At 49.2% G+C, this 25198-nt stretch carries 24 protein-coding genes; 6 read left to right on the top strand and 18 right to left on the bottom strand.

Translation table 11 applies throughout. The features are described 5' to 3' along the window. The first annotated feature begins 7 nt into the window (after positions 1–7). On the top strand, positions 8–1285 hold the full coding sequence (locus tag EDC56_RS01015) for an L-cysteine desulfidase family protein (RefSeq protein ID WP_123710675.1): 1278 nt from the start codon (positions 8–10) through the stop codon (positions 1283–1285). A gap of 66 nt (positions 1286–1351) precedes the next feature. Further along, positions 1352–1993: a helix-turn-helix transcriptional regulator gene (locus EDC56_RS01020; RefSeq protein ID WP_123710676.1), complete on the top strand. Its 642-nt coding sequence runs from the start codon at positions 1352–1354 to the stop codon at positions 1991–1993. 20 nt (positions 1994–2013) lie between these two features. Here EDC56_RS01020 and EDC56_RS01025 read toward each other — a convergent pair whose 3' ends face one another. Continuing rightward, positions 2014–2247: a hypothetical protein gene (locus EDC56_RS01025; RefSeq protein WP_123710677.1), complete on the bottom strand. Its 234-nt coding sequence runs from the start codon at positions 2245–2247 to the stop codon at positions 2014–2016. A 194-nt stretch (positions 2248–2441) separates the two neighbouring features. Between EDC56_RS01025 and lysM the strand changes: the two genes are divergently transcribed. Continuing rightward, complete coding sequence (lysM, locus tag EDC56_RS01030; RefSeq protein ID WP_123710678.1) at positions 2442–2915, top strand: peptidoglycan-binding protein LysM; 474 nt, start codon at positions 2442–2444, stop codon at positions 2913–2915. 63 nt (positions 2916–2978) lie between these two features. Here the strand turns inward: lysM and chrA are convergent, their stop codons facing one another. After that, positions 2979–4124, bottom strand: a complete 1146-nt coding sequence (chrA, locus tag EDC56_RS01035) for a chromate efflux transporter (RefSeq protein ID WP_123710679.1) — start codon at positions 4122–4124, stop codon at positions 2979–2981. A 322-nt stretch (positions 4125–4446) separates the two neighbouring features. Between chrA and EDC56_RS01040 the strand changes: the two genes are divergently transcribed. After that, positions 4447–4713 (top strand): DksA/TraR family C4-type zinc finger protein, encoded by a 267-nt coding sequence (locus EDC56_RS01040; protein WP_123710680.1) that lies wholly within the window; start codon positions 4447–4449, stop codon positions 4711–4713. Positions 4714–5078: 365 nt separating this feature from the next. Here EDC56_RS01040 and EDC56_RS01050 read toward each other — a convergent pair whose 3' ends face one another. From EDC56_RS01050 to EDC56_RS01070, 5 genes are all read right to left on the bottom strand, one after another. Next, positions 5079–6302 carry a cytochrome P450 gene (locus tag EDC56_RS01050; RefSeq protein ID WP_162844041.1) on the bottom strand — a complete coding sequence of 408 codons (1224 nt, stop codon included), beginning with the start codon at positions 6300–6302 and terminating at the stop codon, positions 5079–5081. 263 nt (positions 6303–6565) lie between these two features. Then, positions 6566–7870 carry a M18 family aminopeptidase gene (locus EDC56_RS01055; protein WP_123710683.1) on the bottom strand — a complete coding sequence of 435 codons (1305 nt, stop codon included), beginning with the start codon at positions 7868–7870 and terminating at the stop codon, positions 6566–6568. Positions 7871–7886: 16 nt separating this feature from the next. Next, positions 7887–8681, bottom strand: coding sequence for an undecaprenyl-diphosphate phosphatase (locus EDC56_RS01060; RefSeq protein WP_123710684.1), 795 nt, complete (start codon positions 8679–8681; stop codon positions 7887–7889). Positions 8682–8703: 22 nt separating this feature from the next. Next, on the bottom strand, positions 8704–9393 hold the full coding sequence (gene tsaB / locus EDC56_RS01065; RefSeq protein WP_123710685.1) for a tRNA (adenosine(37)-N6)-threonylcarbamoyltransferase complex dimerization subunit type 1 TsaB: 690 nt from the start codon (positions 9391–9393) through the stop codon (positions 8704–8706). Between the two features lie 73 nt (positions 9394–9466). After that, positions 9467–11377 (bottom strand): ATP-dependent DNA helicase, encoded by a 1911-nt coding sequence (locus EDC56_RS01070; protein WP_148059269.1) that lies wholly within the window; start codon positions 11375–11377, stop codon positions 9467–9469. A 72-nt stretch (positions 11378–11449) separates the two neighbouring features. Between EDC56_RS01070 and mobA the strand changes: the two genes are divergently transcribed. After that, entirely contained in the window at positions 11450–12103 is a 654-nt protein-coding gene (gene mobA / locus EDC56_RS01075; RefSeq protein WP_123710687.1) for a molybdenum cofactor guanylyltransferase MobA, read from the top strand. 14 nt (positions 12104–12117) lie between these two features. Here mobA and hemH read toward each other — a convergent pair whose 3' ends face one another. From hemH to cysM, 5 genes are all read right to left on the bottom strand, one after another. After that, a complete protein-coding gene (gene hemH / locus EDC56_RS01080) occupies positions 12118–13122 on the bottom strand; it encodes a ferrochelatase (RefSeq protein WP_123710688.1) in 1005 nt (334 codons plus the stop codon). Positions 13123–13242: 120 nt separating this feature from the next. Further along, positions 13243–13887: an adenylate kinase gene (gene adk, locus EDC56_RS01085; RefSeq protein WP_123710689.1), complete on the bottom strand. Its 645-nt coding sequence runs from the start codon at positions 13885–13887 to the stop codon at positions 13243–13245. A gap of 234 nt (positions 13888–14121) precedes the next feature. After that, entirely contained in the window at positions 14122–14934 is an 813-nt protein-coding gene (gene mazG, locus EDC56_RS01090; protein WP_123710690.1) for a nucleoside triphosphate pyrophosphohydrolase, read from the bottom strand. Positions 14935–14937: 3 nt separating this feature from the next. Next, a complete protein-coding gene (gene relA, locus EDC56_RS01095; protein WP_123710691.1) occupies positions 14938–17181 on the bottom strand; it encodes a GTP diphosphokinase in 2244 nt (747 codons plus the stop codon). 90 nt (positions 17182–17271) lie between these two features. Beyond that, positions 17272–18162, bottom strand: coding sequence for a cysteine synthase CysM (gene cysM, locus EDC56_RS01100; RefSeq protein WP_123710692.1), 891 nt, complete (start codon positions 18160–18162; stop codon positions 17272–17274). A gap of 188 nt (positions 18163–18350) precedes the next feature. Between cysM and EDC56_RS01105 the strand changes: the two genes are divergently transcribed. Continuing rightward, complete coding sequence (locus EDC56_RS01105; RefSeq protein ID WP_123710693.1) at positions 18351–21197, top strand: ATP-binding protein; 2847 nt, start codon at positions 18351–18353, stop codon at positions 21195–21197. On the opposite strand, the gene acpS is transcribed toward EDC56_RS01105, so the two are convergent. The 6 genes from acpS to lepB are packed head-to-tail and all read right to left on the bottom strand — an operon-like array spanning position 21194 to position 25195. Further along, positions 21194–21571, bottom strand: a complete 378-nt coding sequence (gene acpS / locus EDC56_RS01110) for a holo-ACP synthase (protein WP_123710694.1) — start codon at positions 21569–21571, stop codon at positions 21194–21196. The genes EDC56_RS01105 and acpS overlap by 4 nt on opposite strands. Continuing rightward, on the bottom strand, positions 21568–22293 hold the full coding sequence (gene recO, locus EDC56_RS01115) for a DNA repair protein RecO (RefSeq protein WP_123710695.1): 726 nt from the start codon (positions 22291–22293) through the stop codon (positions 21568–21570). Before recO ends, acpS begins: the two co-directional genes overlap by 4 nt. 20 nt (positions 22294–22313) lie before the next feature. Further along, positions 22314–23213 (bottom strand): GTPase Era, encoded by a 900-nt coding sequence (gene era, locus EDC56_RS01120; RefSeq protein WP_123710696.1) that lies wholly within the window; start codon positions 23211–23213, stop codon positions 22314–22316. Beyond that, a complete protein-coding gene (gene rnc / locus EDC56_RS01125) occupies positions 23210–23890 on the bottom strand; it encodes a ribonuclease III (RefSeq protein WP_123710697.1) in 681 nt (226 codons plus the stop codon). The genes era and rnc overlap by 4 nt, the downstream gene beginning before the upstream one ends. Positions 23891–23905: 15 nt before the next feature. Continuing rightward, on the bottom strand, positions 23906–24268 hold the full coding sequence (locus EDC56_RS01130; RefSeq protein WP_162844042.1) for a DUF4845 domain-containing protein: 363 nt from the start codon (positions 24266–24268) through the stop codon (positions 23906–23908). Positions 24269–24319: 51 nt separating this feature from the next. Further along, positions 24320–25195, bottom strand: coding sequence for a signal peptidase I (gene lepB, locus EDC56_RS01135; protein WP_123710699.1), 876 nt, complete (start codon positions 25193–25195; stop codon positions 24320–24322). Positions 25196–25198 lie beyond the last annotated feature (3 nt).

The raw sequence follows: 25198 nt of genomic DNA on the forward strand, positions 1-25198 counted from the left end.
GTTCTCCATGAACAGTCAATGGCAACAATATCAAGACATCATCAACGCTGTTGTAAAGCCCGCACTAGGCTGCACCGAGCCAGTTTCAGCAGCTTACGCCGCAGCAGTAGCCGCCGAAATGCTAAACGGCAAGGTCGATAGCCTTTCTGTGCAGGTCTCCGACAACCTCTTCAAAAACTCAATGGGCGTTTTCGTTCCGGGCACAGGGAAGATAGGGCTAGCTATTGCCGCAGCCGTTGGCGCACTGGCAGGCGATGCAAATGCCGACTTAGCCGTGCTCGAAAAGATCAATAAAGATCAGGTCGCAGAAGCACAAGCGCTTATCGATTCAGGTAACGTTGCCGTTAGCCGTACAATTGTTGACGAATTTATCTACTGCTACGTAGAAGCACGCTCTGGTGATAATATTGCCACCGTTAAAGTCAGTGGCGGCCACACAAAAGTTGTCGAAAAGACATTAAACGGTGAGATCACCTTCCAAGCAGATGAGAGCACCGAAGCCGTTTCAACTGCCTCCATCTGCGAAGGTGTCGACATCAGCGTTGAAGGTATCTACGACTACGCGCTTAACGCCGACTTCGATGATATTAAGTTCATTCTAGAGTCTGCAGAACTTAATAGCCGCCTCTCTGAAGAAGGCTTGAAAAATGAATACGGCCTGCAAGTTGGTCGTACCATCGAGCAAAGCATCGCCAAGGGACTAATGGCTGCGGACCTAGGCAACACTATGACCATGGCTTCTGCTGCTGCTTCTGACGCCCGCATGGGAGGCGCCAGCCTGCCTGCCATGAGCAACTACGGCAGTGGCAACCAAGGTATTGCCGCCACTATGCCACTAGTCATCGCCGCTAAGCACCACAACTCAGGTGACGAAAAATTAGCGCGCTCACTGATCATGAGCCATCTTGGTGCTATTTACATCAAGTCTCACTACCCTCCGCTGTCACCTTATTGCGGTAACACCGTAACTAGCGCTGCAGCCTCAATGGGCTTGGTATACTTAGCTGGTGGATCATTCGCTCAGTCATGCTCTGCTATTCAAAATGTCTTAAGCGATTGCTCAGGCATGGTCTGTGATGGCGCGAAATCAACCTGTGCGATGAAGGTTAAAACCTCTACACGCAGCGCCTTCATGAGCTCGCTACTCGCGATGAACTCAATTGAAGCACATGACCAAGGCATCGTTGCTCACGAAGTAGAACAGAGCATTCGTAACGTAGGTCAACTCGTTACCTTAGGAATGTCTAGCACTGATACGGCAATCATCAATATAATGGCATCCTAACGTCATTATCACCCGGCACCTAAACATTAATCGACCTGGTGCCGGGGTCCAATAGGGAGTAACAAAATGCGCGAACTCAGCCAAGGAGATTTCGATATTCTAAGAGCCACCGAGAATATCGTCGACGGCATTGCCGCTATGTATGGTGAACATACAGAGGTACTCCTGCACAGTTTGGACGTCCGTAACCCCTCCATTGTAAAAATTGCTAACGGCCATATCACCGGGCGCGCTGTTGGCGCACCGATTACCAACTTAGCTTTAATGAAACTAAACAGTGGCCACGACGTCTCTGAGGCCTACCTGACCAAAAGCCCTGACGGCAAAACGCTGCGCTCAATCACCATGATTATTCGCAATGCCGCACAACAAGCCATCGGCTTGCTCTGCATTAATTCAAATGTTGATGCCCCCTTCCAGTCAGTCATCAAAAGCCTTTTACCAGGCCTGATGACACAAAACGATAAACTCCCTTCACCTGAGACTTTTGCTCGTAGTAACGACGAGATGATGCAGAGCTCTATTGAGACCATCCGAGCCAAAGTCATGGCAGACGACAGTATATCGCCATCAAAGAAAAGCCGAGAAATCGTTACTCAGCTATATGCTCTTGGTGTTTTTGACCTAAAAGATAGCGCTCAAATAGCCGCCAATGGCCTCGATATCTCTATTCATACTGTTTACCGCTATCTGCGTGAGCTTAAATAACGACCTCAAGAATCAGTAAATCAATAGTTTCCTGTCTCTTGCAGTGTCTTAGCTTTTTCGGCGGCGGCCTCCTGCCGCCGTTGCTGCACGGCCTCCTCCCCCTCAATCGCCACTGCATGATGCTGCGACGGCGCCCCCTCTTCAGCCACCCTGGTCTTCGCTGCTCCAAGCTCATCCTGTTCTATTTGCTCGTCCGCGCAACTAGCCATCATGGTAAGAAATAGCAGTCCTGACGCAATATGCTTAAAGTTCATCGCTAACCTCCGTAAATATTTTGCGCTTACTTACTGAGTGTAATCCCATACACGACAATGTGTTACAAATCTCAACATAAGACCTGCGTCATCAAGTTAGAAATTACTCCTCGTATTGTTGAGCCAGCTCATTAACGAAGGTTAATCAGCGGTATAGTGTATACATTGACCCTGTCAATTACTGAGGAAACAACATGGGACTTTTAGATTTCACCAAGAGTATCGGCGAGAAAATCTTTGGCTCGGAGGATGAAGCTCCTGAGAAAATAACTCAGCATATCGAAGCTAACAACCCCGGTATCGACAGCCTCGATATCAGTGTCAAAGATGCCGTCGCTACCGTTTCCGGCGTTGCATCTTCAGCTGCATCCAAAGAGAAAGCAATATTAATGGCTGGGAACATACAAGGTATTGAGCGGGTCGTTGATAATGTCACTATCCATGGCAGTGAGCTAAGCACCAGCAGCGAAGTTCCAGGTCAGCCTGTTGAGAATACTGCTCCTGCAGCGACCTTCTACATTGTAGAGTCTGGTGACAGCCTCTGGAAGATTGCTGAGAAGCAACTCGGCAATGGCGCTAGACACGACGAAATATTTGCCGCCAACGCGGAAGTTATTGTCGACGCCAATAAAATCTATCCCGGTCAAAAGCTACGAATTCCCGCCTAGCTTTAAGCCCGTAAAGCCGTCACTCGCACGGCTTTACACTTCTATCCCCACCCACTTCAGCACTTAGACTAATAGCCCTCCAAGAGCAGCCGCTAACACCACAAGCAACACGATGGGGAGTTTTATCACCCTAAGAGCGCAGAAGCCCAATATTACAACCACCATATCTAACCCAGACAAAACTGCACTAACAAACACCGGCTGATACAGCGCCGCCATTAACAAACCAACCACCGCAGCATTTACCCCCCATACCGCACCAGCCACTCTTGGTTTCGCAGCGAGCACCTGCCACCCACTCTCAAGACTCAGCAAGAGCAGAAAACCAGGCAAGAACACCCCAATTGTCGCAAGCAACGCTCCTTGTAACGGATGTGACGGTGATATCTCAGCACCTAGAAAAGCGGCCAACGAAAACATCGGCCCAGGGACAGCCTGCGCTGCAGCGTAACTTAACAACAGCCGATCAGTCGGCACAGCCTCACCCATTGCCTGCTGGAGTAATGGTAAGACAACATGCCCACCACCAAAGACGAAACTGCCTGCGCGATAGAAAGGGGACACTATTTCCGCCCAGGAAAAGGCCAGCAGCGGTAGCGCTAATAATAACAGTAAAAACAATAGTAGAGGCCACCATTTAAAAGAGCCGCGTAACGCCCCCATTGAGTTCTCGACACTACCACGCCAGCAAAACATGCCGACAATAGCAGCTAACATCAACCCCCCAACCTGCACCCACAAGCTCTGCAAGAAAAGCAACGAAACAGCCATTAATAGCGCCAAGATAATCGCTATACGGTCGCGGCAAAAAGCACGAAACATTGTCAGCGTTGCATCTGCTACGACCACCACCGCCAACAACTTAAGGCCGTGAATCACGCCTGCTATCATCACAACATCAAGCTTATCAGTCACTGTCGTTGCCAATAGATAAAGTAAGATAAATGAAGGCAGAGTAAAACCAAGAAAGGCCGCTACCCCACCCATGAGACCGGCACGGCGAAAACCGATCGCAAACCCCACTTGACTGGAACCAGGCCCTGGCAGGAACTGACTCAATGCAACCAAGCTCACATATGAAGCTTCATCCAACCACTTCAGCTTTCCAACAAATACCCTATTAAAATAACCAATATGCGCCGCGGGGCCCCCAAAGCTGACGCAACCAAGAAACAAAAAGCGCCAAAAAATCTCCACAACTCTACTCATCGAATCCTCAGTATCTAAAAAAAAAGTACGCCAACAGCAAGGCCAACACAATTAAGGTCGAGTTTTCAAACCGAGAAGGCTACAACAGTTTTCTGAAGTGATGGCTATTTACCAAAGCCATTCAGCATACCTTGAATTATTCTTTATTTTTCTGCTCAAACAGAGAAGTGCCAAAACTTAAAAACCTAGACAATATCATTATTAATATATTCTACAACAATATAATTACCGTGTTATTTCATCGACCAAATTGCAGCCAAAAAGACCTTTATTCAGTAAAATAGAAGCTCGTTCTAGCAACTTTATTATATGAGGTGAAAAAATGGCTAGCGGCTGGGCTAAAGACGGCGCAGTACAAGAGCAGATCGACGCCAGTATTGAGGATGCCGTACAACATGCACGCGATCAGCTAGCTCACGGGGAAAGCTTAAGCCACTGCGAAGAGTGTGGCGTAACAATCCCTATTGCTCGGCGCCAGGCCGTGCCTGGAACTAGGCTTTGCATTAACTGCCAAGCACAAGTCGACGAACAAACTACAACAACAAGTGGTTACAATAGGCGAGGCAGTAAAGATAGCCAACTCAGATAACGATATAGCTAAACTCTTAAGTAAGCCGCACAGAAAACCACTACAGCGATAAGGGTATTCGCTCATAGCCGTAAATCCCCCCCTGCGTATAATACTGAGCATTCCAACAACGCAGAGAAAAATAATGAGGCTTAAGCTCGCAACAATAATCATCGCCCAACTTTTTAGCCACACTGTGTTCGCTGACGACACCGCTAACATACTGCTAAAGGTGACAGTTCCCGCTAAAATCATTGTCAACCACAACACGGTAAAGATACCACCTGCAACATCCTACGAAGTACGAAAATCAAGCTACGGCTATACTGTTGCCGCATTATAGATAGCACTCCCAAAACAATAACGAGCACAATATAAAACAAACATTAGCTATTATTATCTGGACAGAGAGTAACCGGGAGATTATAAATTCCGGCATACTGCAAGAATAACACGACCCCAATTTCCACACCCTGGTGATCAATCTTCATATCAGGAAAGGACTGCAAAATCTTACCAAAGGCAACCTCCAGCTCTAATCGTGCAAGTGAAGCCCCCAAACAGTAATGTTTTCCCTTGCCAAAGCTCAAGTGCTGCACCTCTGATGCTCTTTTAATATTGAACACCTCTGGCTGATGAAAATATTTCTCATCATGGTTAGCAATGCCTGGGGAGAGAATAACCCTATCGCCCTTATTAAAATAATGTCCATTAAACTCAAAGCCGACCTTTGCTGAACGCATTAGCCAACCCAGGCCACAAGTCCTCATAAGCTCCTCTATTGCCCCAGGCATTAAGCTTGAGTCCTGCCTCAGAAGGTACCACTGTTCAGGGTTCTTCGAAAACATTAACAACCCCTTTGCGAGAACACTTGCCGTTGTCTCATGACCGGCAAAAAGAATATTAGCGCAGTTAACAAGTGCCTCTTCTTCAGAGATACTGCCGCTATCGATCTCGCACTTTAACGCTGCCAGTAAACAGCCTGCAGATAAATCACCAGATAGCATCAACCCCTTACAGTAATCAACCATCGCCAACATGGCTTTTTGGCCTGTCAAATAGCCACGATAATCATAAGGGTGGAATACCGCAATCAAGTCCCTAGACCAAGAGTAAATTTTTTCTAAATCAGTCTTCGGAACCCCTAAAATCTCAGCAATGACCATTATTGGCAACGTGAAACAAAACTCTTTACTAAAATTTATCTCGGAGTAAACATCAAGGTCGGAAATAAGCTCGTCCACCAACAGCTCAATTTTACTCCGTAAGCCCGAGATAACTTTTGGGGAAAAATACTGCAGGAAAAAACTTTGAATCACCTTATGGCGCTGATCGCTCGCTTCTGGCAACGACTTTTCCATATAACGACGCAAGGAACTCAACGCCTCCTGTTCCTCAGGGGGCGCCTCGTTCAGGTGATTTATCGTATTAGAATTTGACAGACGCTTATCGTGCAATAAACGAGAGACATTATCATAGTCCGTGACAAACCAGGTTTTAAATATCTCTGTATCAAAATAATAAATAGGATCTTCATTGCGCATTTTTGCAAAAATCGCTTTGCGGCGCGGTAAGGCTTCTACATCCAGCAGATCGATATATTTACTCAATTTTATCATCCTTTGACACACCCCTGTGTCAACAACGTTACAAAACGAAGCTATGGCTATTGCCAGAGCGCGCGACTTATTCCTTTAAAAACGGCATTCATCACAAGACTAGATGAGCTACTACCACACTATAGCTTTGTGATTATAAGGATGGAAAGAAATGCCTTATAAGCATGGCTCGAAGTAACACCTTTAGCTGACATAGTTAAAAACTACGTCAACTTTTACAGTGGCATTTCTTCGCTACATACTAGGCTTTAGAACTAACACCAAGGCAAGTTTTCTGTATCAAAAAACGCCTTACAAACACGACTCAAACCAAACGCATCTTCCACACCGCCCATCTCACGTATTGAGTGCATACCAAAAGTCGGCACCCCTATATCCATCGTCCTCACACCAAGCTCAGTGGCTGTAATTGGGCCTATAGTCGAACCGCAGCCCATATCACTACGCACCACAAAGCTCTGCACCGGCACGCCAACTTGATCACTTAAATGACGATAGAGTGCTGCCGTCTCGCTATTGGTCGCATAGCGCTGGTTAGTATTAATCTTAATAACCGGGCCCGCATTGATCTTTGGTCCATGATTACCATCATGCTTATCAGAGTAGTTAGGATGAATAGCGTGAGCATTATCAGCAGAAATCATCATAGAGCGCTCAATGACTCGTGCAAAGTCCTCAGGCTTTGGGAACAGGCGCTGCAGTAAGTGCTTTAGCATCGGCCCTTGGGCGCCTGCTGCAGAGTTGCTACCAACCTCTTCATGATCGTTGCAGACAAGCAAGCTCGTCACCTCTTCTCCTGCGCCCAACAGGCTCTGAAGCCCGGTATAACAGCTCAATAGATTATCGAGGCGAGCTGCGCTAACGAACTGTTGCTTTAACCCAGTGATAGCAGCCGGCTGCGTATCGTAAAAACTTAACTCCCAATCAAGGATCTTACCAACCTTCACGCCTGGATTATCGAGTTCAACTTGCTGGCTTAATATACCATCAAAGTTGAGATCATCATCCTCTTCGATAAGCGCTAGCACAGGCGGAATGTCTGTCTGCTTGTTCACCGTACGCTTACTGTTAGCATCACGATCAAGGTGGATCGCTAGACTGGGAATCACTGCGATAGCACGCTTAAAATCGACCATTACTGAGATCAATCGACCTTCACTGTTAGTCAGACTTGCTCGCCCAGCGAGAGACAAGTCACGGTCGAACCATGGATTAAGCAGCGCGCCGCCATAAACTTCAACACCTAGCTGCAAGTATCCGTGCTTACGAAGATCAGGGTTTGGCTTAACACGAAGACAAGGACTATCGGTATGTGCTCCGACCATCCGCACACCATGCACCAGTTCACTCTTATTGCCATAGCGGAAAGCGATGATAGATGAGTCATTGCGCGTAATATAATAGCCTCGGCCTCGCTCAAGCTGCCAACTATCACCCTCATCTAAACGGTTAAAACCTGCAGCAACCAACGCATCAACCATTGTGGTTACTGCTTGAAATGGTGTCACCGAACTATCTATAAATTCTAACAACCCATCGTTGAATTGTTGTTGTGTCATGAGTTCATCCTATGTTTTACACGAATACCAGCCAGAATAATCCAGCTGCGAGGAACAGGCGATAGACCACGAACGGCATAAAGCCGAGGCTGTCGATCAGCTTGAGGAAATAATGAATGCATATATAAGCTGTGATTGCTGAAATAGCTGTAGCCGCCGCAATCTTAAACCACTCAACAACCACACCACTCTCTACGAGCTCTAGGCTCATCAAACCGCCTGCCGCAATAATTAGCGGGATAGACAGTAAAAAGGAAAACTCTGCCGCCGTCTTGCGGTTAACGCCCATCAGCAGTGCCGCCGTCATCGTAATACCAGAGCGAGAAGTGCCGGGTATCAAAGCAATAGCTTGGGCGACGGCAATAACGGCAATGGTTTTCCAGGTCAACTCTGAGATACCACTGTCACCTTTACGATCAGCAATCCCAAGCAAAATACCGAAAATTAGGGTTGTCGTCGCAATGACAGTAATGGAGCGCAGCTCAGTCTCGATAAAGCCACTGAAAGCAAGTCCGGCAAGGCCTGCAGGCACCGTCCCCCAGATAACAGCCCAAGCGAGATGGCTATCCCGTGTATGTTGGCGCTGCAATACACTGCCGAACCAAGCTCCAGTCATATCAACAATTTTATGGCGAAAGTAAATCATCACCGCCAACAGTGAACCTACGTGCATCGCCACATCAAAGGCAAGCCCCTGGTCAGGCCAGCCAAATACCTCCGACGGGAAGATAAGGTGCGCCGAGCTAGATACCGGCAAAAACTCAGTCAGCCCTTGAATAACGGCCAGAATAACAACATGTAACCATTCCATCACGCTTTCCTTTAAGAGTCGTTTAAGTGGTTTTTTGCCAAGCGACTGAATCGCGTAAATATATGGGACTCACGTCTGCAGCGGTCACGGTCTGACCAAGCTCAAAGTCTTTCATCGCCAATGCGACAACAGCCGCCGCTGTCGGCAGCGCTTCGCTATCAACCATCAACTCAAGTTCTTTCATATCACCAAAGTGTTCTCGATAACCCCAGCCGCTGCCAACGCCCTGCCAATCGCTGACCTCTACGCCAGCATAAAGCATTGAAGTCTTCATCTGCTCAGGCTTGATCAACAACTCATCACTCAGGCTAATTAAGTCTTGTCCTTTTGCGCCGAACACCCCGGTGTACAGCTCCCCCATACGGGCATCGACACAGGCAATGACTGCACGCTGTTCGTCAATATAGGGGTAAGCCAAAGCCGCCAACGAGGATACCGCGACCACAGGTAAACCGGCACCAAAGGCCAAGCCCTGAACAATACCACCGCAAATACGCAGGCCGGTAAATGATCCGGGGCCACGGCCATAAGCGATGCCATCTAGATCAGACATCTTCACGCCATGATCCGCTAACAACTGCTCAATCATTAAGAGCATCATCTTAGTATGCTCACGCGGTAACAAGCGATGGTCACTGACGATCTCCCCGTCAAGCCAAAGCGCTACGGAACATGCGTCGGCAGCGGTATCAAGGGCAAGGATTTTACTCATAAAAGATCTCGTTCATCACACACGGTGAAATTAAAACTAATGCTAAAAAGAGACAAACTAGCGCCATAATTGACTAACTTACAGTGGCGACATTAAAGCTAGGCCGTGATTCTATAAAGCTTAACGCCACCTGTCGATCACTTGTCATCGGATATTGTGGCAGAGCCGCCATAATTTGCTGCCTATACCCCTGGTAATGCAATCGACTATCACCTATAACCACAACACCGCCATCATTATCAGCCCGAATCAACCGCCCTACCCCCTGCCTCAGACGCAATATTGCCTGCGGAAGCTGCCACTCCACAAAGGGATCACGCCCTTGCATATTCAACATCTTAGAGCGCGCTTGCACACGAAAATCATCGGGTGACGAAAAGGGAATTTTATCGATAATGACCAAACTTAGGTTAGCCCCTGGAATATCTAGGCCATCCCACAGCCCCGTGGCTAACAATAAACTGTTAGCTCGACGACTAAATTGCGCAACCGCCTGCGATATTGCCCCACGTGAAGCCACACATAGGTTGAAGTCATCGGCATACTGACGCAGCCAGCCCTCAGCGATCTTGCGGTTATCGAGACTACTAAAAAGCAACAGCGCCCTGCCTTGATTATGCCGCAACAAGGGTAAGACATCCGTCATCAACGCCTCAATATGCCCTTGCATGCCCGGCGCAGGCAGCGATGCAGGCAAGTAATAACGTGCTCGCAAGTCCTCACCTGGCGCAAGCTGGCTGCAATAAAAGTCATATTTTTCTAGCCTTAGGGTATCTGAAAAAGCAGAGAAGTCACCGTCAACACTGAGACTAGACGAAATAAACAGTGAGGTTTGCGGTAGGTTGGTGATGGCATCGGCCTGCTGCAAATACACGCTGTGAATACTCAGGCGCCCTTGACGTCGCTGATACCATAACAGGGCCCCAGGCTGCAGTGGAGACAGGCTGTGCTGATAACGTAATAATGTCTTTTCCGCTTGCAAAAAGCGCCCACTCCGCAACCCCCACAGTCGCATATAGGCAAGCAGCAACCTAAAGCTGCGACGCCACGGCTGCCACACCGCCATCAAACGCGGCTCCCTTAGGCATAGCTCTGGCCAATCACCCGACGATTCCGGCTGCAGTCGCTGCAAACGCAGCTCTAGCAACTGCAATAACTTCCGACAACGACGAATGAGTTGGCCAAGCTCAGCGCCATCCTCCTCGCCCTGCACCCAGCGCTGCAACGGCGCCAGCACTCGCTCTAAATCGGCTCGATCAAAAATAGTCGTCGAACGATCGATCGCCAGCTGCTCAAGCCGATGCGCCTCATCGAAGACAACTTGCGTAAAGCGGCCGCGTATACTCTGTGATAGCGGGGCCATCGTGCTATAGAATAGTGCGTGGTTGACCACAGCGATATCTGCTGTCGTCAATTGATGACGCTGACGAAAATAGGGGCATCGCTCATACCAGGGACACTTTTCTGCCGTGCAATCCCCTTGCGATACCGTCACATGGGCATACAACTGAGCCGACTCAATCCCCGCATCACTGGCAAGTGTACGCCATGGGATCACCGGCTCTCCTTGCTGCAACCAATAATGATGCAGCGCCTCTGCTCGACGCCGCAGCTGCCGCGCCCCTCCCTCGCCAGAAGCTGCCCCACCCTGCTTTGGGCAATAGTAGTTGGTGATACCCAGTAGCTCGACAACTTTGCAACTGCGCCCCAAAATCTTCGCTAACTGTGGAATATCTCGCTGCACCAGTTGCTGCTGCAAAGCGTGACTCGAAGTCGATATTATCGATGGTTGCTCTGCCTGCAGCACACTGGTCAAATAAGCAAAGGTTTTACCCGTACCCGTTGGTGCCTCAGCAAGCAACACGCCCCCCTTTTTAAAGAGCGCATCAACCTCTCCCGCTAGCTCCTGCTGATCACACCGATAGATAAACGGAGGCCAACGACTAGCGATGAGGCCTTCGGCTGAGAATAGCTTCGCAGACATATCTTCCTTACAGCGGAGAGTAAACACCGTATTATACACATACTGACTGCCTCTCCTAAAACGAGTTTATCAATGACGAAAGCGAAACCTAACAGCAATATTCGCCCACAATCACGCTTACCCAGCGGCATCATCTTAGCCGGTGGGCAAAGCAGTCGATTCGGCGGCAGCGATAAAGGACTGATAGAGTGGCAGGGCCAAGCAATGATAGAGCATGTCATCACACGCATTGGACCACAGCTGGATAAACTCGCGATTAGCGTCCGCCATAACGCCGATAGCTACAAGCACCTGAAGCTCCCTTGTCTTATTGACGAGCAACAGGAATCACAGGGGCCTTTGGCTGGCATCGCCCGCGCACTAGCGGATGAACACGAGCTCATGCATGAGCAGGAGTTTTTACTTGTTGTGCCCTGCGACACACCACAACTCCCCTGCGACTTAGTAAAGCGACTAATGGCCGCCGCACAACAACACCACCGTGACCTCTGCTACGCACACGATGGCGAGCGAGGCCACTTTCTCTGCTGCCTCATTCATCGCCGCGCTCTTGCGCCATTACAGGCTTACATTAAAAGCGGCAAACGCTCGATGTATCGACTAATCGAGCAGCTCAACAGTGAGGCCGTCGACTTTAGCGATCAAGCCAGAGCGTTTATCAATATTAACGACGCGCAAGAGCTCGCCACTCTAGCTAACACTGGCTCTGAGCAGAAGAATAACTAGAAAGCAGAGTTAGCTTAATCGATGAAGCCCAGCATCTGCTTGCTAGCAATATCATGGAACAGTTCTACATGGTCGGCTCGATCGTTCAACGCCGCGATATAACGATAAGACTCATCGACACGATCCTCTCCACGAGCAGCAAAGTAATGATCACGATTCTCGATCGCCATCTCCTCTAGCGTTTCCAAACAATCCGCAGAGAACGCTGGACAGATCACGTCCAAATTGCCGACGGGCTGCCTCGCCAAGTCCGTTAAGGCGTCAACAGTATACGGCGACAGCCATTGTGCCTTACCCAAGCGAGACTGGAAGCTCATCGTCCACTGCTCATCGCTTAAGCCTAAACGCTCTGCCAGTTTCCTCGCCGTCTCGTCGCAGTGCTGATAATAAGGGTCACCTTTATCGACATTAGCCTGAGGAATACCATGAAAGGACATCAGCAAATGGTCGCCCCGCCCCTCCCGCTGCCAAAACTCTTCCACCGAGTTTGCCAGCGCAGCAATATACTGAGGGTGACGGTAATAACTTTTTACTACTCGCAAATCGGTGATATCGCGCTTGGTTTCGAGGTATCGACCCAGCTGATCCGTCACCGCCGCCGTCGTCGTCGCAGAGTATTGCGGATATAAAGGCAGCACAACAACCTGCTCAATACCCTCATCGTTCAAACGATCTAGCATGCTGGCAATGCTCGGTGCACCATAGGTCATTGCCGACACGACTTTCACAGGCGCCTCGTCGGCATCAAACCGTGCCTGCAAGGCAGCGCACTGCTGCGACAAGATCACCCGTAACGGCGAATCCCCGTCCCATACAGAGGCATAGGCCTTTGCCACCTTAGCCGGACGGAACGGCAAAATAATGCCATGCATAATCAACCACCAAATGGGGCGCGGCACCTCAACCACTCGACGGTCGAATAAAAAAGGCTTAAGAAAGGCACGGACAGCTGACTTGGTCGGTTGCTCAGGGGAACCAAGATTAACCAACAACACAGCTTTTTTAACTGAAACGCTCACGCATTCACTCCATGACAGTAGACAAATTGTTTGGGCAGGAAATAATAACGTCTAAATGGGCATCATGAGAACAAAAAAAAGGGCCAAAAGGCCCTTTTTCATCTCTAAGCTCGTACTGATTTAAACTAGTGCAGCAAAGACAGCGTTGCGAATATCATCGACACTACCGACGCCAGGAATATGCGAGTACTTCGCTGCATTACTGCCGGTCTGTGCCTGATAAAAAGCCACCAAAGGCTTGGTCTGCTCATGATAGACACCTAAACGATGACGCACAGTCTCTTCGTTGTCATCTTCACGCTGAATCAGCTCTTCACCTGTCTCGTCGTCCTTGCCCTCAACCTTTGGCGCGTTGAAAACAACATGGTAAATACGACCCGAACCTGGGTGAACACGGCGGCCACTGAGACGGGTAACAATCTCATCGTCTGCCACGTCAATCTCTATCACATGGTCGATATCGACACCTGCTTCAACCATCGCCTCTGCTTGAGGAATGGTGCGCGGGAAACCATCAAAGAGAAAGCCCTTTGCACAGTCAGGCTGTGCTATACGATCTTTCACTAGGTCGATGATGATCTCATCAGTCACTAGCCCGCCAGTTTCCATCACATTCTTAACCTTAAGGCCAAGTGGAGAACCCGCCTTAATCGCAGCGCGCAGCATGTCGCCAGTAGAGATCTGGGGGATACCATACTTCTCAACGATGAACTGTGCCTGAGTTCCCTTACCTGCACCAGGCGCACCTAATAAAATAATTCGCATGAATAATCTCTCTTTCAATAAACAAGGTATTGGGAGCAACAACGCATTACGGCTTCCAATACCTGCTTCACTATTAACCAACCACCTGACACTCCGCTGGCACGAAGCAGGTCCTACTACCGAAGATTCATAGCGAACAAAAGGCCGCTACTCAGGTATAATCTTGTGTCTTAACCAGAGCGAATCTCGACGAGCGGCACACAATACACAGATTGTCCGCCAAGAGCAACACAGCTACCCCTTCTCCATCAGTTTGACCGCCTCCCACAACTCAGTCTGACCTTCTAAATCATACTGTTGGAATGATTTGCCTGCTTTGTTCGCCAAGCTATTCATACCCTCAAAGCGCCGACTAAACTTACGATTGGCACGACGTAGTGCTGCCTCTGGATCAACCTTTAACTTACGCGCAAGATTGGTCACCGCAAACAGCAAATCACCCAGTTCATCTTCTATCGCATCACGGTCCTGATTTTCAACGGCCTCCAAGACCTCGGCCAGCTCCTCCTCAACCTTAGGTACAACGGCTTCTGCATCCGGCCAATCAAACCCCGACTTGGCCGCTCGTTGCTGCAACTTCACCGAGCGCCCGAGGGCAGGCAACGCTGTGGCAATGTCGTCAAACACACCCTCCTGCAAACGCTCGTTACGCTCTTGCTGCTTGATTTTCTCCCAAGTGCCACGTATTTCCTCCTCATCCTGCCGCACCTCCCCTGCACGATGTGAAAGCTGACCGCCAGGAAAGACATGTGGGTGACGTCGCAACAATTTCTCGACAAGTTCAGAGACAATATCAGCAAAACCAAACAGTGACTGTTCCTGACCTAATTGCGCATAGAAAACGACCTGAAACAGTACGTCGCCCAATTCCTCACGTAGGTGGCCGTAGTCCCCCTTTTCGAGACAGTCCACTAATTCGTAAACCTCCTCGAGTGTGTGCGGCGCAATGCTGGCAAAATTCTGCTGGCGATCCCAGGGACAACCGTCCTGAGGGTCACGTAGACGCCCCATCAAATAGAGTAGGTCTTCCAGTTGATAGGATGCCATCGACTACCCCTCCCCTTTACGCAACGCCATAACCACGTTAGGCAAGCCATTTATTTTACTCAACAGCTGGCTCAAGACCACGAGCCCTTCTACTTCAATACTGACCTCCATCGTCGCTGTATTACTGTGTTTATCAGACTGCGTATTAATCGAGGTAACATAAACCTTTTCATTGGCAAACAGCGTTGTAATATCCCTCAGTAAGCCGTGACGGTCATATGCCTCGATATAAATACCCGCCGTGAAACTGCGGACATTATCGCTACCCCAATCAACTTCAATAATGCGCTCAGGTTCATGACGCTGATGCCCCAGTAACTTGGAGCAATCTTGGCGGTGAACAGAAACACCTCGACCAACGGTGATGTAACCAGCGATTTCATCACCAGGCACAGGATTACAACAACCTGCCATATGCGTCATCAGATTACCCACCCCGCGCACCTGAATACCGCTTTCTTTACTGTCATCGCGCCCAGGGCGATTATTGAGATTTAGATTGAGCGTCTCTTGCTTCTTATCTTCTTCAACTACCATCCGCTGTGCGGCATTGAGTACTTGACTGTTGCTAAGGTCGCCAGCACCTACAGCGGCATACATATCTTCTACGGAGTGGTAATTAACCTTCGTTGCCACCTCCTTGAAGTCTACACTGGTCAACGCCAAGCGCTTAAATTCCTTTTCCAGCTGACTGCGACCGGACTCAATATTCTGATCCCGATCCTGTAGTTTGAACCAGTGCTGAACCTTTGAGCGCGCGCGCGAGCTGTTCAGATAAGCCAAGCCTGGGCGCAACCAGTCACGCGAGGGCTTCGCTTCCTTCGCGGTAAGCACTTCAACCTGTTCTCCCGTCTTCAAGCGATAGGTCAGCGGCACAATGCGGCCGTCAACCTTAGCGCCACGGCAGCGATGCCCCACTTCAGTATGCACCTGATAAGCAAAGTCGAGAGGCGTACTTCCCTGCGACAAATCGACAACGTGGCCGTCTGGGGTAAAGACATACACCCTCTCTTGGGTGACATCCTTAGTCAACTGCATGGCGATATCACCATGCCCGTCAGTCTCTTCGTGCCAATCCAGTACCTGGCGTAACCAGGAGATTTTCTCCTCGTAGCCGCCCGTGTCCGAATTTTCGTCTGTTCCCTTATAGCGCCAGTGGGCACAAACACCCAGCTCAGCATCGTCATGCATTTGCTGCGTGCGGATCTGTACCTCGATCACCTTCCCTTCGGGCCCGATGACCGCAGTATGTAGCGATTGATAGCCATTTTCCTTAGGGTTGGCAATATAATCATCGAACTCATTGGGGATAATGCGCCACATCGTATGAATAATGCCCAGCGCGGTATAACAATCATTCAACTTAGGCACGAGAATACGTACCGCCCGAATATCGTATACCTGAGAAAAACCAATATTCTTTCGCTGCATCTTTCGCCAAATACTGTAGATGTGCTTAGCTCGCCCCTGCACATCCGCATCGATGTTCACCTCGAACATTTTCTCTTCTAATGTACTTACGACAGTCTCAATATAGCCCTGTCGGTCGAGGCGACGCTCATCTAACAACGAGGCAATCCGCATATAAGCATCACCTTGCAAATAACGAAATGCCAGATCCTCTAATTCCCACTTAATATGACCTATACCTAGGCGGTGCGCCAACGGTGCATAAATCTCCGCCACCTCATTAGCTACTTTCATCCTCGCTTTCTCAGGGTAATTCTTCGCCCCCCTGATAGCACAGGTTCGCTCTGCCAGCTTGATCAAGGCAACGCGGACATCATTAACCATTGCGACCAACATTCGACGAATATTGTCCATTTGACTAATATTCTGTCCGAAAACGGCGTCTTCCTGATGCGGCGTGACAACGGCACTGATTGCCGCCATCTGTTGAACGCCCATAATCAGCTTGGCAACACTCTCACCAAAGACCGCCTCAACGGTCGATATCTTCAACTTACGCTCACGCACGGCTCGGTACAGCACGGCCGCCACAAGCGTCTCATGATCGAGGTGAAGCTCACTGAGAATTTCCGCCATTTCAAGGCCGGTCTCATAACTACTCACCCACCCCTTAAAATCACCTTTGTTACGCTGCGAAGCACTGCGGGCAACGTCACAAGCCTCTGTGAGCTGCTCCCGGTCGAGATTGTTCGGCAATCTAGGTAATCGGTCAATCCACTCATCGATCAATACGCGACCATCGTTATCGATGGGATACGCCTTACGAACCTGTACCATAATTAATTCCTAACCTTACAAATCTTTCACGCCAAGACAGCCGCCACTCAACAAAGCCTATGCCGACCGCTATAAAATTCACTACACCTACTACCCTGAAAACACACCAGTACTGAGGTAGCGGTCGCCACGGTCGCAAACAATCGCAACGATAACAGCATTTTCAATCTGCTCACTGAGTGTAAGCGCGCCCGCAACAGCACCACCACTGGAAACTCCACAGAAAATACCTTCCTGTGCAGCCAAAGCTTTCATAGTCTGTTCAGCATCTAGCTGATCAATATCCATCACTCGATCAACATGGCTGCCATCATAGATGGCAGGCATATAAGCCTCCGGCCAGCGCCGAATGCCGGGTATCTGGGCGCCATCTTTAGGCTGTAAACCGACGATCTGGATATCACTGTTCTGCTCTTTAAGGTACCGCGAGGTTCCCATAATTGTGCCCGTTGTTCCCATCGAGCTGACGAAATGGGTAATATTACCCTGTGTCTGCTGCCAAATCTCCGGGCCAGTGCCCGTATAATGGGCCAAGGGGTTATCCAGGTTATCAAACTGATCGAGTACAACCCCTTTTCCATCAGCTTGCATTGTCAACGCTAAGTCACGCGCCCCTTCCATGCCCTGCTCTTGGCTCACCTCAATCAGCTCTGCACCATAAGCCGACATAGCCTGCTTACGTTCATCACTCATATGCGATGGCATAATTAACACCATCTTATAGCCTTTAATAGCCGCTGCCATCGCAAGTGCAATCCCGGTATTACCACTCGTCGCTTCGATAAGAGTGTCTCCAGGCTGAATATCACCACGCTGTTCGGCCCGCTGAATCATCGACAATGCTGGCCGATCTTTCACCGAGCCCGCAGGGTTGTTGCCTTCCAACTTGAGCAAGATAATGTTATTACGGTGACGGCCAAGACGCTGCAGGCGTACAAGTGGCGTATTGCCAACACAAGACTCAATAGTCTGGTAATCCATTGTTAAATTAGCCTTTTATAAGTTTTCCAGCAATCGACAGCAATAATTAAGCTGGTACTAATAGATAGTCGGCGGTTATTATAAACCAACATCTACGGTAGTAGTTGAATGTTATGCTATTGCAATCAATATATTCCTCTTATAGATGGGTTGCATGAACAACAATAACAACCATGAAGAGCTAAATTATGCCTCAATGGAGTCTGCGCAATAAGATACTCCTGCTCGCCTTACTCCCCTCCGCACTGATTGCAGTGATGCTGGGAAGCTATCAGGTGCACAATCGTATCGGCGAACTTGATTTGCTGCTCGAACAGCGTGGCCTTGCAGGTAGCCAACAACTCGCTACTGTCGTACAAGCAAGCCTACGTCTTGAAAATTTGGAGTTAGTCAGCGAGCTGTTACGTAACACTCTCGAGGAGCCCGGGGTACGCTCTGCGGGCTTTTACGACCGCCACCGCCAATTAGCCTTGCGTGCTGGACCAAAGATGATTGATAGCGGCCTAGGCGACACAGCCGAACTACAAAATAGGTTCATCGATACTGCCCACAAACTTACGAGCACCAAAAGCTATCGTTTTATACGCCCAGTCTTCGACAATCACCAGCACGGCGCTGACTACACTAAAGCCGAGATCGTCGGCTGGGTCGAGATAGAGTACCATTTCAATGCCATCACGCTGACGACCTACAAAAACCTGCTTATCAGCTGCCTATTGCTAATCTTCGCCCTAGCCGCCTGTTGTACACTCGCTATAAAAGTGGGGCTCGACTTCAAACGTGCTAGCCTCCGCATCGGCAAGGCCATCGACAACATCAAGGCTGGAGATTTCGACACCGTCATCGAAGTTGATGGGGAGGACGAGCTTTCTCTTATCGCGCTGAAGGTCAACGATATGGCCGACACCCTGCAACAAGCCAATATCGACATGGAGTACAATATTGAGCAAACCACAGGAGATTTGCGTGAGACGCTAGAAACCATTGAGGTACAAAACATCGAGCTTGATATTGCCCGACGTGAGGCCTTAGAGGCCAGTCGCATCAAGTCTGAATTCTTGGCAAATACGAGTCATGAGATACGAACACCGCTTAACGGCATCATCGGCTTCAGCAATCTATTATTAAAAGAAGTCAGTGACGGTCGGCATCGCGACCAACTCGACACCATCCGTCATTCTGCCGAAGGTCTCTTGGCCATTATTAATGACATCCTCGACCTCTCAAAAATCGAAGCAGGCAAGCTAGTTCTTGATAACGTACAAATAAACATCCGCGAAATAGTTGAAGACACCCTCACTATCCTCGCACCAGCTGCGCACGATAAGGGGCTAGAGTTAATCCTCATTAGTTACAGCGATATTCCTGCCCGCATTATTAGCGACCCACTGCGCATAAAACAAGTCGTCACAAATCTCATCAGCAACGCTATCAAGTTTACCGAAAGTGGCAACATTATTGTCCGCATCAAACTTAAAGATATTCACGATGCTCAAGCAATACTTACAATCAGCGTGACTGACGCGGGGGTTGGCATCAGCGACCAACAACAGCTCAATATCTTTAATGCCTTTACCCAAGCCAATGCATCTACCTCACGCGAATATGGTGGCACTGGCTTAGGGCTCGTAATCTGTAAACGTCTCGTTGAACAAATGGGCGGAGAGATAGGCCTACAAAGTGAGCTAGGAAAAGGCGCGACCTTCACCTTTTCCCTACGCGCAAAACTACCCAGCAAGGCCGTCGACACCCCACCAATGGATGCGCTTGTCGATAAGCATGTCGGCCTTTACGCCGATAATAGTGCCGCAAACCTCGCACTACGTTATCAACTTGAGAGCTGGCAAGTACACGTACATACATTCAGTGACGAGCAAAGTCTCATGGACGAGCACCAATGCGAACCACTTTCCGCCATGATCATCATTCCCGGAGACAGCGAGCTATCAGTTTCGACTCTCAACCGCTTCTCCTCCCATGTCTATCAACAACATCAATGTCGATCCGTATTACTGCTACCTACGGGCATTGGGCCACTCAATGACGACGGTCTGAACTCTCAGCATACTATCGCGCTCAGTCGCCCAGCCCCTCACGCGAAGCTATATCAGGTCCTTGACACCGCAGTTAACAACTACGACATCACGGCAACAAGCGCCGACTACAAACACCTCTTTAACGGCGACGCGCCACACATCCTTGCCGTTGACGACAACAGCTCAAACTTAAAACTCTTAACCATCCTCCTCGAGGATCTCGGCATCGAGGTAAGCCAGGCCACAAACGGACAGGAGGCGATAGAGGAAGCTAACAAGAACGCTTTTGACTTGATCATGATGGATATACAGATGCCCGTTATCGATGGCATTCAGGCAACCCGGCATATTCGCACGCAGTGTAGCTACAACCGGACCACCCCGATCATCGCAATCACCGCCCACGCTCACGCAGAAGAAAAGCGCAACCTCATGCTGGCCGGTTTTAACGACCACGTCACCAAGCCGATCGATATCGCCCTGCTTGAACAAACATTATTAACGTGGACCGCCCACCACGCTCAGCAACAGGCAACAACTTGCCTACCGGGCTCGATCGATTCGATTGACATACTGAGCAATACAAATGCACTCGCATTAGAAGCTAATGACAAGCCACTACCCAAACCTGTCGATACGCAGCTGTGCTTGAAGCGCGCCAACAATATGCCCAGCCTTGCCGTTGACATGCTAAACGGCATTATTGCCAACTTAGGGGATGATTACGAGCAGATTCAAGATGCCGCAGAGCAGGGGGATATGCCCAGTCTATTAGAGCTTGTCCATAAACTACATGGCGCCAGCTGTTATACCGGTACTCCTCGACTACAAGAAACACTGAGCAATATTGAGACCGAACTAAAGACATGCTGCAAAGAGGCGCTCAGCCAAGAAGCAGACGCTCTACTGGAAGAGTTACTTCAGGCTTGCAATGAACTAATCATCTGGCAACAGCAGCATGATATTGAGCTGCTCTTGGACGACTGTCACCAAGATTAGGCGCTGAAAACCACGAAAGCAACAGCATAATCTCGCTCATCACTGATGCTAATGTGATGGCTGCAGCCACCAATGGCAGTAAAGCGCTCTTCAGCGAAACCTGTCAGCAATAGCAAGGGGGCACCGAAATCGTCATGCTGTACAGCGATATGTTGAAAGCTCAAGCCACGCCCAATGCCAGTACCCAGCGCTTTCGCGACAGCCTCCTTAGCCGCGAATCGTCGAGTCAAAAATGCTGCTTGATCAGAGCGCTTCTGAAACTCATCGTATTCAGCCCTCGTTAAAATACGCTTTGCAAACGCCTCACCACGACGCGCCAAAATATCAGCGATACGTTGACTGCTGGCAATATCAGTACCGATTGAAATTATCATGAAGTACTTCCTAGCGGAGCTCTGCGAATAAAAAGCGATCTCGACTTGAGCGGCTCACTACCGAGATAGGGCCCCAGCAGCTGCCGAGTAATACGCTTCGCGACAGCAGCTAACTGCCGATCTTGAATACCATAGTCGCCATAGGCGATGCTAAGCAGGTGGTCACCACTATAGCTATCCTTTGTCGCCACCGGCACAGGTACATAGCCCCGTTGGTACTCAAGACGATAATAAGAATGCTCAGATAATGCCACAGCAGTCACATCGTGATGCCAGTCGATACCATAGCCGAGGTGCTGCAGTAAGAAAAACTCAAAGCGGCGAAGGATGAACTCGAGACTCCCCTCGCCTTCCAGCTGATAGAGTGCATGCTCATAAGCCTCAAAAAGCGCCACACTCTCCTCCCCAAGCGCTACCAACCTCATGATGATCTCATGGAGATAAATAGCACTGTAGAGCCGCTGTTGACGCAGCATGAAACGCTTGCCAGATGATTCAATAGAAGTGACGGTTTTCAACTCCGTCTTACCTCGCCAACTGATCTGCAACAAAGTCAGAGGCTGAACGATTGCACGCAGCGGGTTCTTCTTGGTGTTTCGTATATTTTTAATCACCGCCCGCTGCCGGCCGTGCTCGTAACTGAGAAAGTCGGCGATTACGCTATTGTCTTGGAATGGGTATGTATGTAGAAGATAGCAGCGATCAAAATCGACAGTCTTCATGCCGCCACCTCTATCATCAACTATAGGTCGTCATAACCCAAGCTACGCAGGGCACGCTCATCGTCACTCCAACCCCCCTTCACTTTAACCCAAGTCTTTAGCATCACCTTACCATCGAACATACGCTCCATATCACGACGCGCCTCTTGCCCGATTAGCTTAAGTCGCTTACCGCCCTTACCGATAACGATAGATTTCTGACTATCTCGCTCCACAAGAATTAGCGCGTTGATGGTAATAATCTCCCCATCATCCTCAAAGGTTTCTATCTCAACAGTCATCTCATACGGCAGCTCGTCACCCAATTGACGCATAATCTTCTCACGCACAATCTCGGCAGCAAGAAAGCGTGAACTGCGATCGGTAATTTGATCTTCGGGAAAGAAATGCATACCCAAAGGTAGCAGCTGACCTATTTCAGCCTCTAAATTCTCTAGATTATGCCCATCTAATGCCGAGATAGGGACAACGGCGGAGAAGCTGAGCTTACTTGATAGCATCTGCAGGTGAGGCAATAACGCCCCCTTGTCATCAATCTGGTCGATCTTATTGATAGCAAGAATCACAGGGCTACGCGCCTGCTTAAGCTGCTCGACAACCATCTCGTCCTCATCGGTCCACTGCAGCTTATCAACCACAAAGACAATAACATCAACTTCTTTAATGCTGCTACTGGCCGCCTTGTTCATGTAACGGTTAATCGCTTTTTTCTGCACTCGATGCAAACCCGGCGTATCGACGTACATAGTCTGAAAATCACCTTCAGTCTTAATCCCCAGCACACGATGACGTGTCGTCTGAGGCTTTCGAGAGGTAATGCTGATTTTCTGACCCAATATATGATTGAGGATCGTTGACTTGCCAACGTTTGGTCGTCCAACAAGAGCGACATACCCGCTACGCGCCTTACTATCACTCATTTCAACTCTCCCAGTAATGCCAAGGCTTCGGATGCAGCCTGTTGCTCTGCTTGACGACGACTACTCCCCTCACCTACGGTGGGTTTAGCCAACAATTTATGAGCGCACTCAACAGTAAATACCTGTGCGTGCGCCTCCCCTTTCACATCGCTCATACTGTAGACAGGCAGAGCATGTTTGCGAGACTGCAATAACTCTTGCAGCTGTGTTTTAGGGTCTTTGCCACTTTTTTCTAAGCTGGTTTCGTTAATCCGCGCATGATACCAACGCAACACATGTGTTTTGCAGTTATCCATATCGCTATCGAGATAGATCGCACCGATCAGCGCTTCTACAGCATCGGCAAGGATCGACTCACGCCTGAAGCCCCCGCTTTTGAGCTCTCCTGACCCCAGGTTGAGACAATCTCCGATAGCGAATTCACGCGCCACCTTCGCTAACGTCTCTCCTTTAACGAGGCTCGCTCTAAGACGGCTCAGCTGCCCCTCTTTGGCCTCAGGAAAACGTAAAAACAATGCCTCTGCAATGATCAGGTTGACCAGAGAATCACCAAGGAACTCCAAGCGCTCGTTGTTACGATTGCCACAAGAGCGATGAGTTAAAGCTAACTCCATCAAACCCTTATCTTTAAAATCATGGCCTAAACGGCGCTCTAACTGACTCTTAATTAAGTCCACACTTACCTGCTTAATTTACTTTTTCATCTCAATAACGCTGTCTTCAAACTTTAGGACAACATCAATATTATACAAAAACGGCACTCGAATTTCATAGCTAGGGTCGAGTGAGTAACCGCCCTTGATAGTTTCAATCTTAATGTCTTTAGCCTTGAGCTCAGTCACCATGCTGACATTAAAGTTCTTTTGAATTTCAGCCCGCAGCTGCCCCTTGCTATTAGCCGCCGAGCTTGCTGCCACACGCTCAACAATCGAGGTGATCGTGTAGTTCTCCGCATACTTAGGCCCGAGCTTAATCGCCGCGGTAGCAAAGACTGCAGCGACAAAAACAATAACAATCCAGCCCAATAACGATAACCCTTGCTGACGTTTATACATTTCAACCATCCTATTTAGTGTTAAAAGTGTCGTAAGGCTACGAGCTAACTATCAGTCAATAGAGCCAACACGAGAAAAAGTCGGTAGCGTAAAGCCTGGGTCCTTATGCATCCAAATCGCAAAGGCTCGACCAACGATGTTCTCTTCCGGTACCTGGCCCCAGCAACGACTATCACTACTATTATCTCGGTTATCGCCCATCATAAAGTAATGACCCGGCTTTACTGTCACAGTAAAGTTGGGCTTCTGAGCAGCCACGCAATCTGGGCTGCGCGTGAAATCAGGGCTACGACGCAGGTGGGCACGAGCAATGTGCTCTACACCGTTCAAATTTTCAGACAAGTCCGCATACTCAGGGCGTGTAACAGGCATACGTGCCACGAGTTCTTGCTGCTGTTCTTCGCCATTAATAAACAGTGTTTTGTCACGATACTCAATCACATCGCCAGGCACGCCGACGACGCGTTTAATAAAATAGCGCGGGTCATGTGGAGGGAAGAAAACCATCACATCGCCACGCTCTGGCTCATTATTTTCCCAAACTTTATTACGTACAACCGGTAGACGCAGGCCATAGGTAAATTTGTTCACCAAGATAAAGTCACCCACCTCTAGCGTCGGCACCATGGATGCAGAAGGGATCTGGAACGGTTCAATAATAAATGAGCGTAGTATCAAAACCAGCGCCAGCACGGGGGTCAGCGACTTGCTGTACTCAACGGCAATAGGCTCTTTACCAGCGACTTCAAACGCTGCGCGATAGTTGCGAGCGTCTTCGCTGCCCTCATCGTTACGATTAGGGTACTGCTTCTCGAGAGCCGCAACCCTCGCCTTACGCTTGCCGGCCCAGAGCAAAATATCTAGCAGCCAAATAGTTGCGCCGACAAAAACTAACACGACCATTACTAAGGGGAAATTAATATCCATAAG

The sequence above is a fragment of the Sinobacterium caligoides genome (assembly GCF_003752585.1).
Classification (GTDB): Bacteria; Pseudomonadota; Gammaproteobacteria; order Pseudomonadales; family Sinobacteriaceae; genus Sinobacterium; species Sinobacterium caligoides.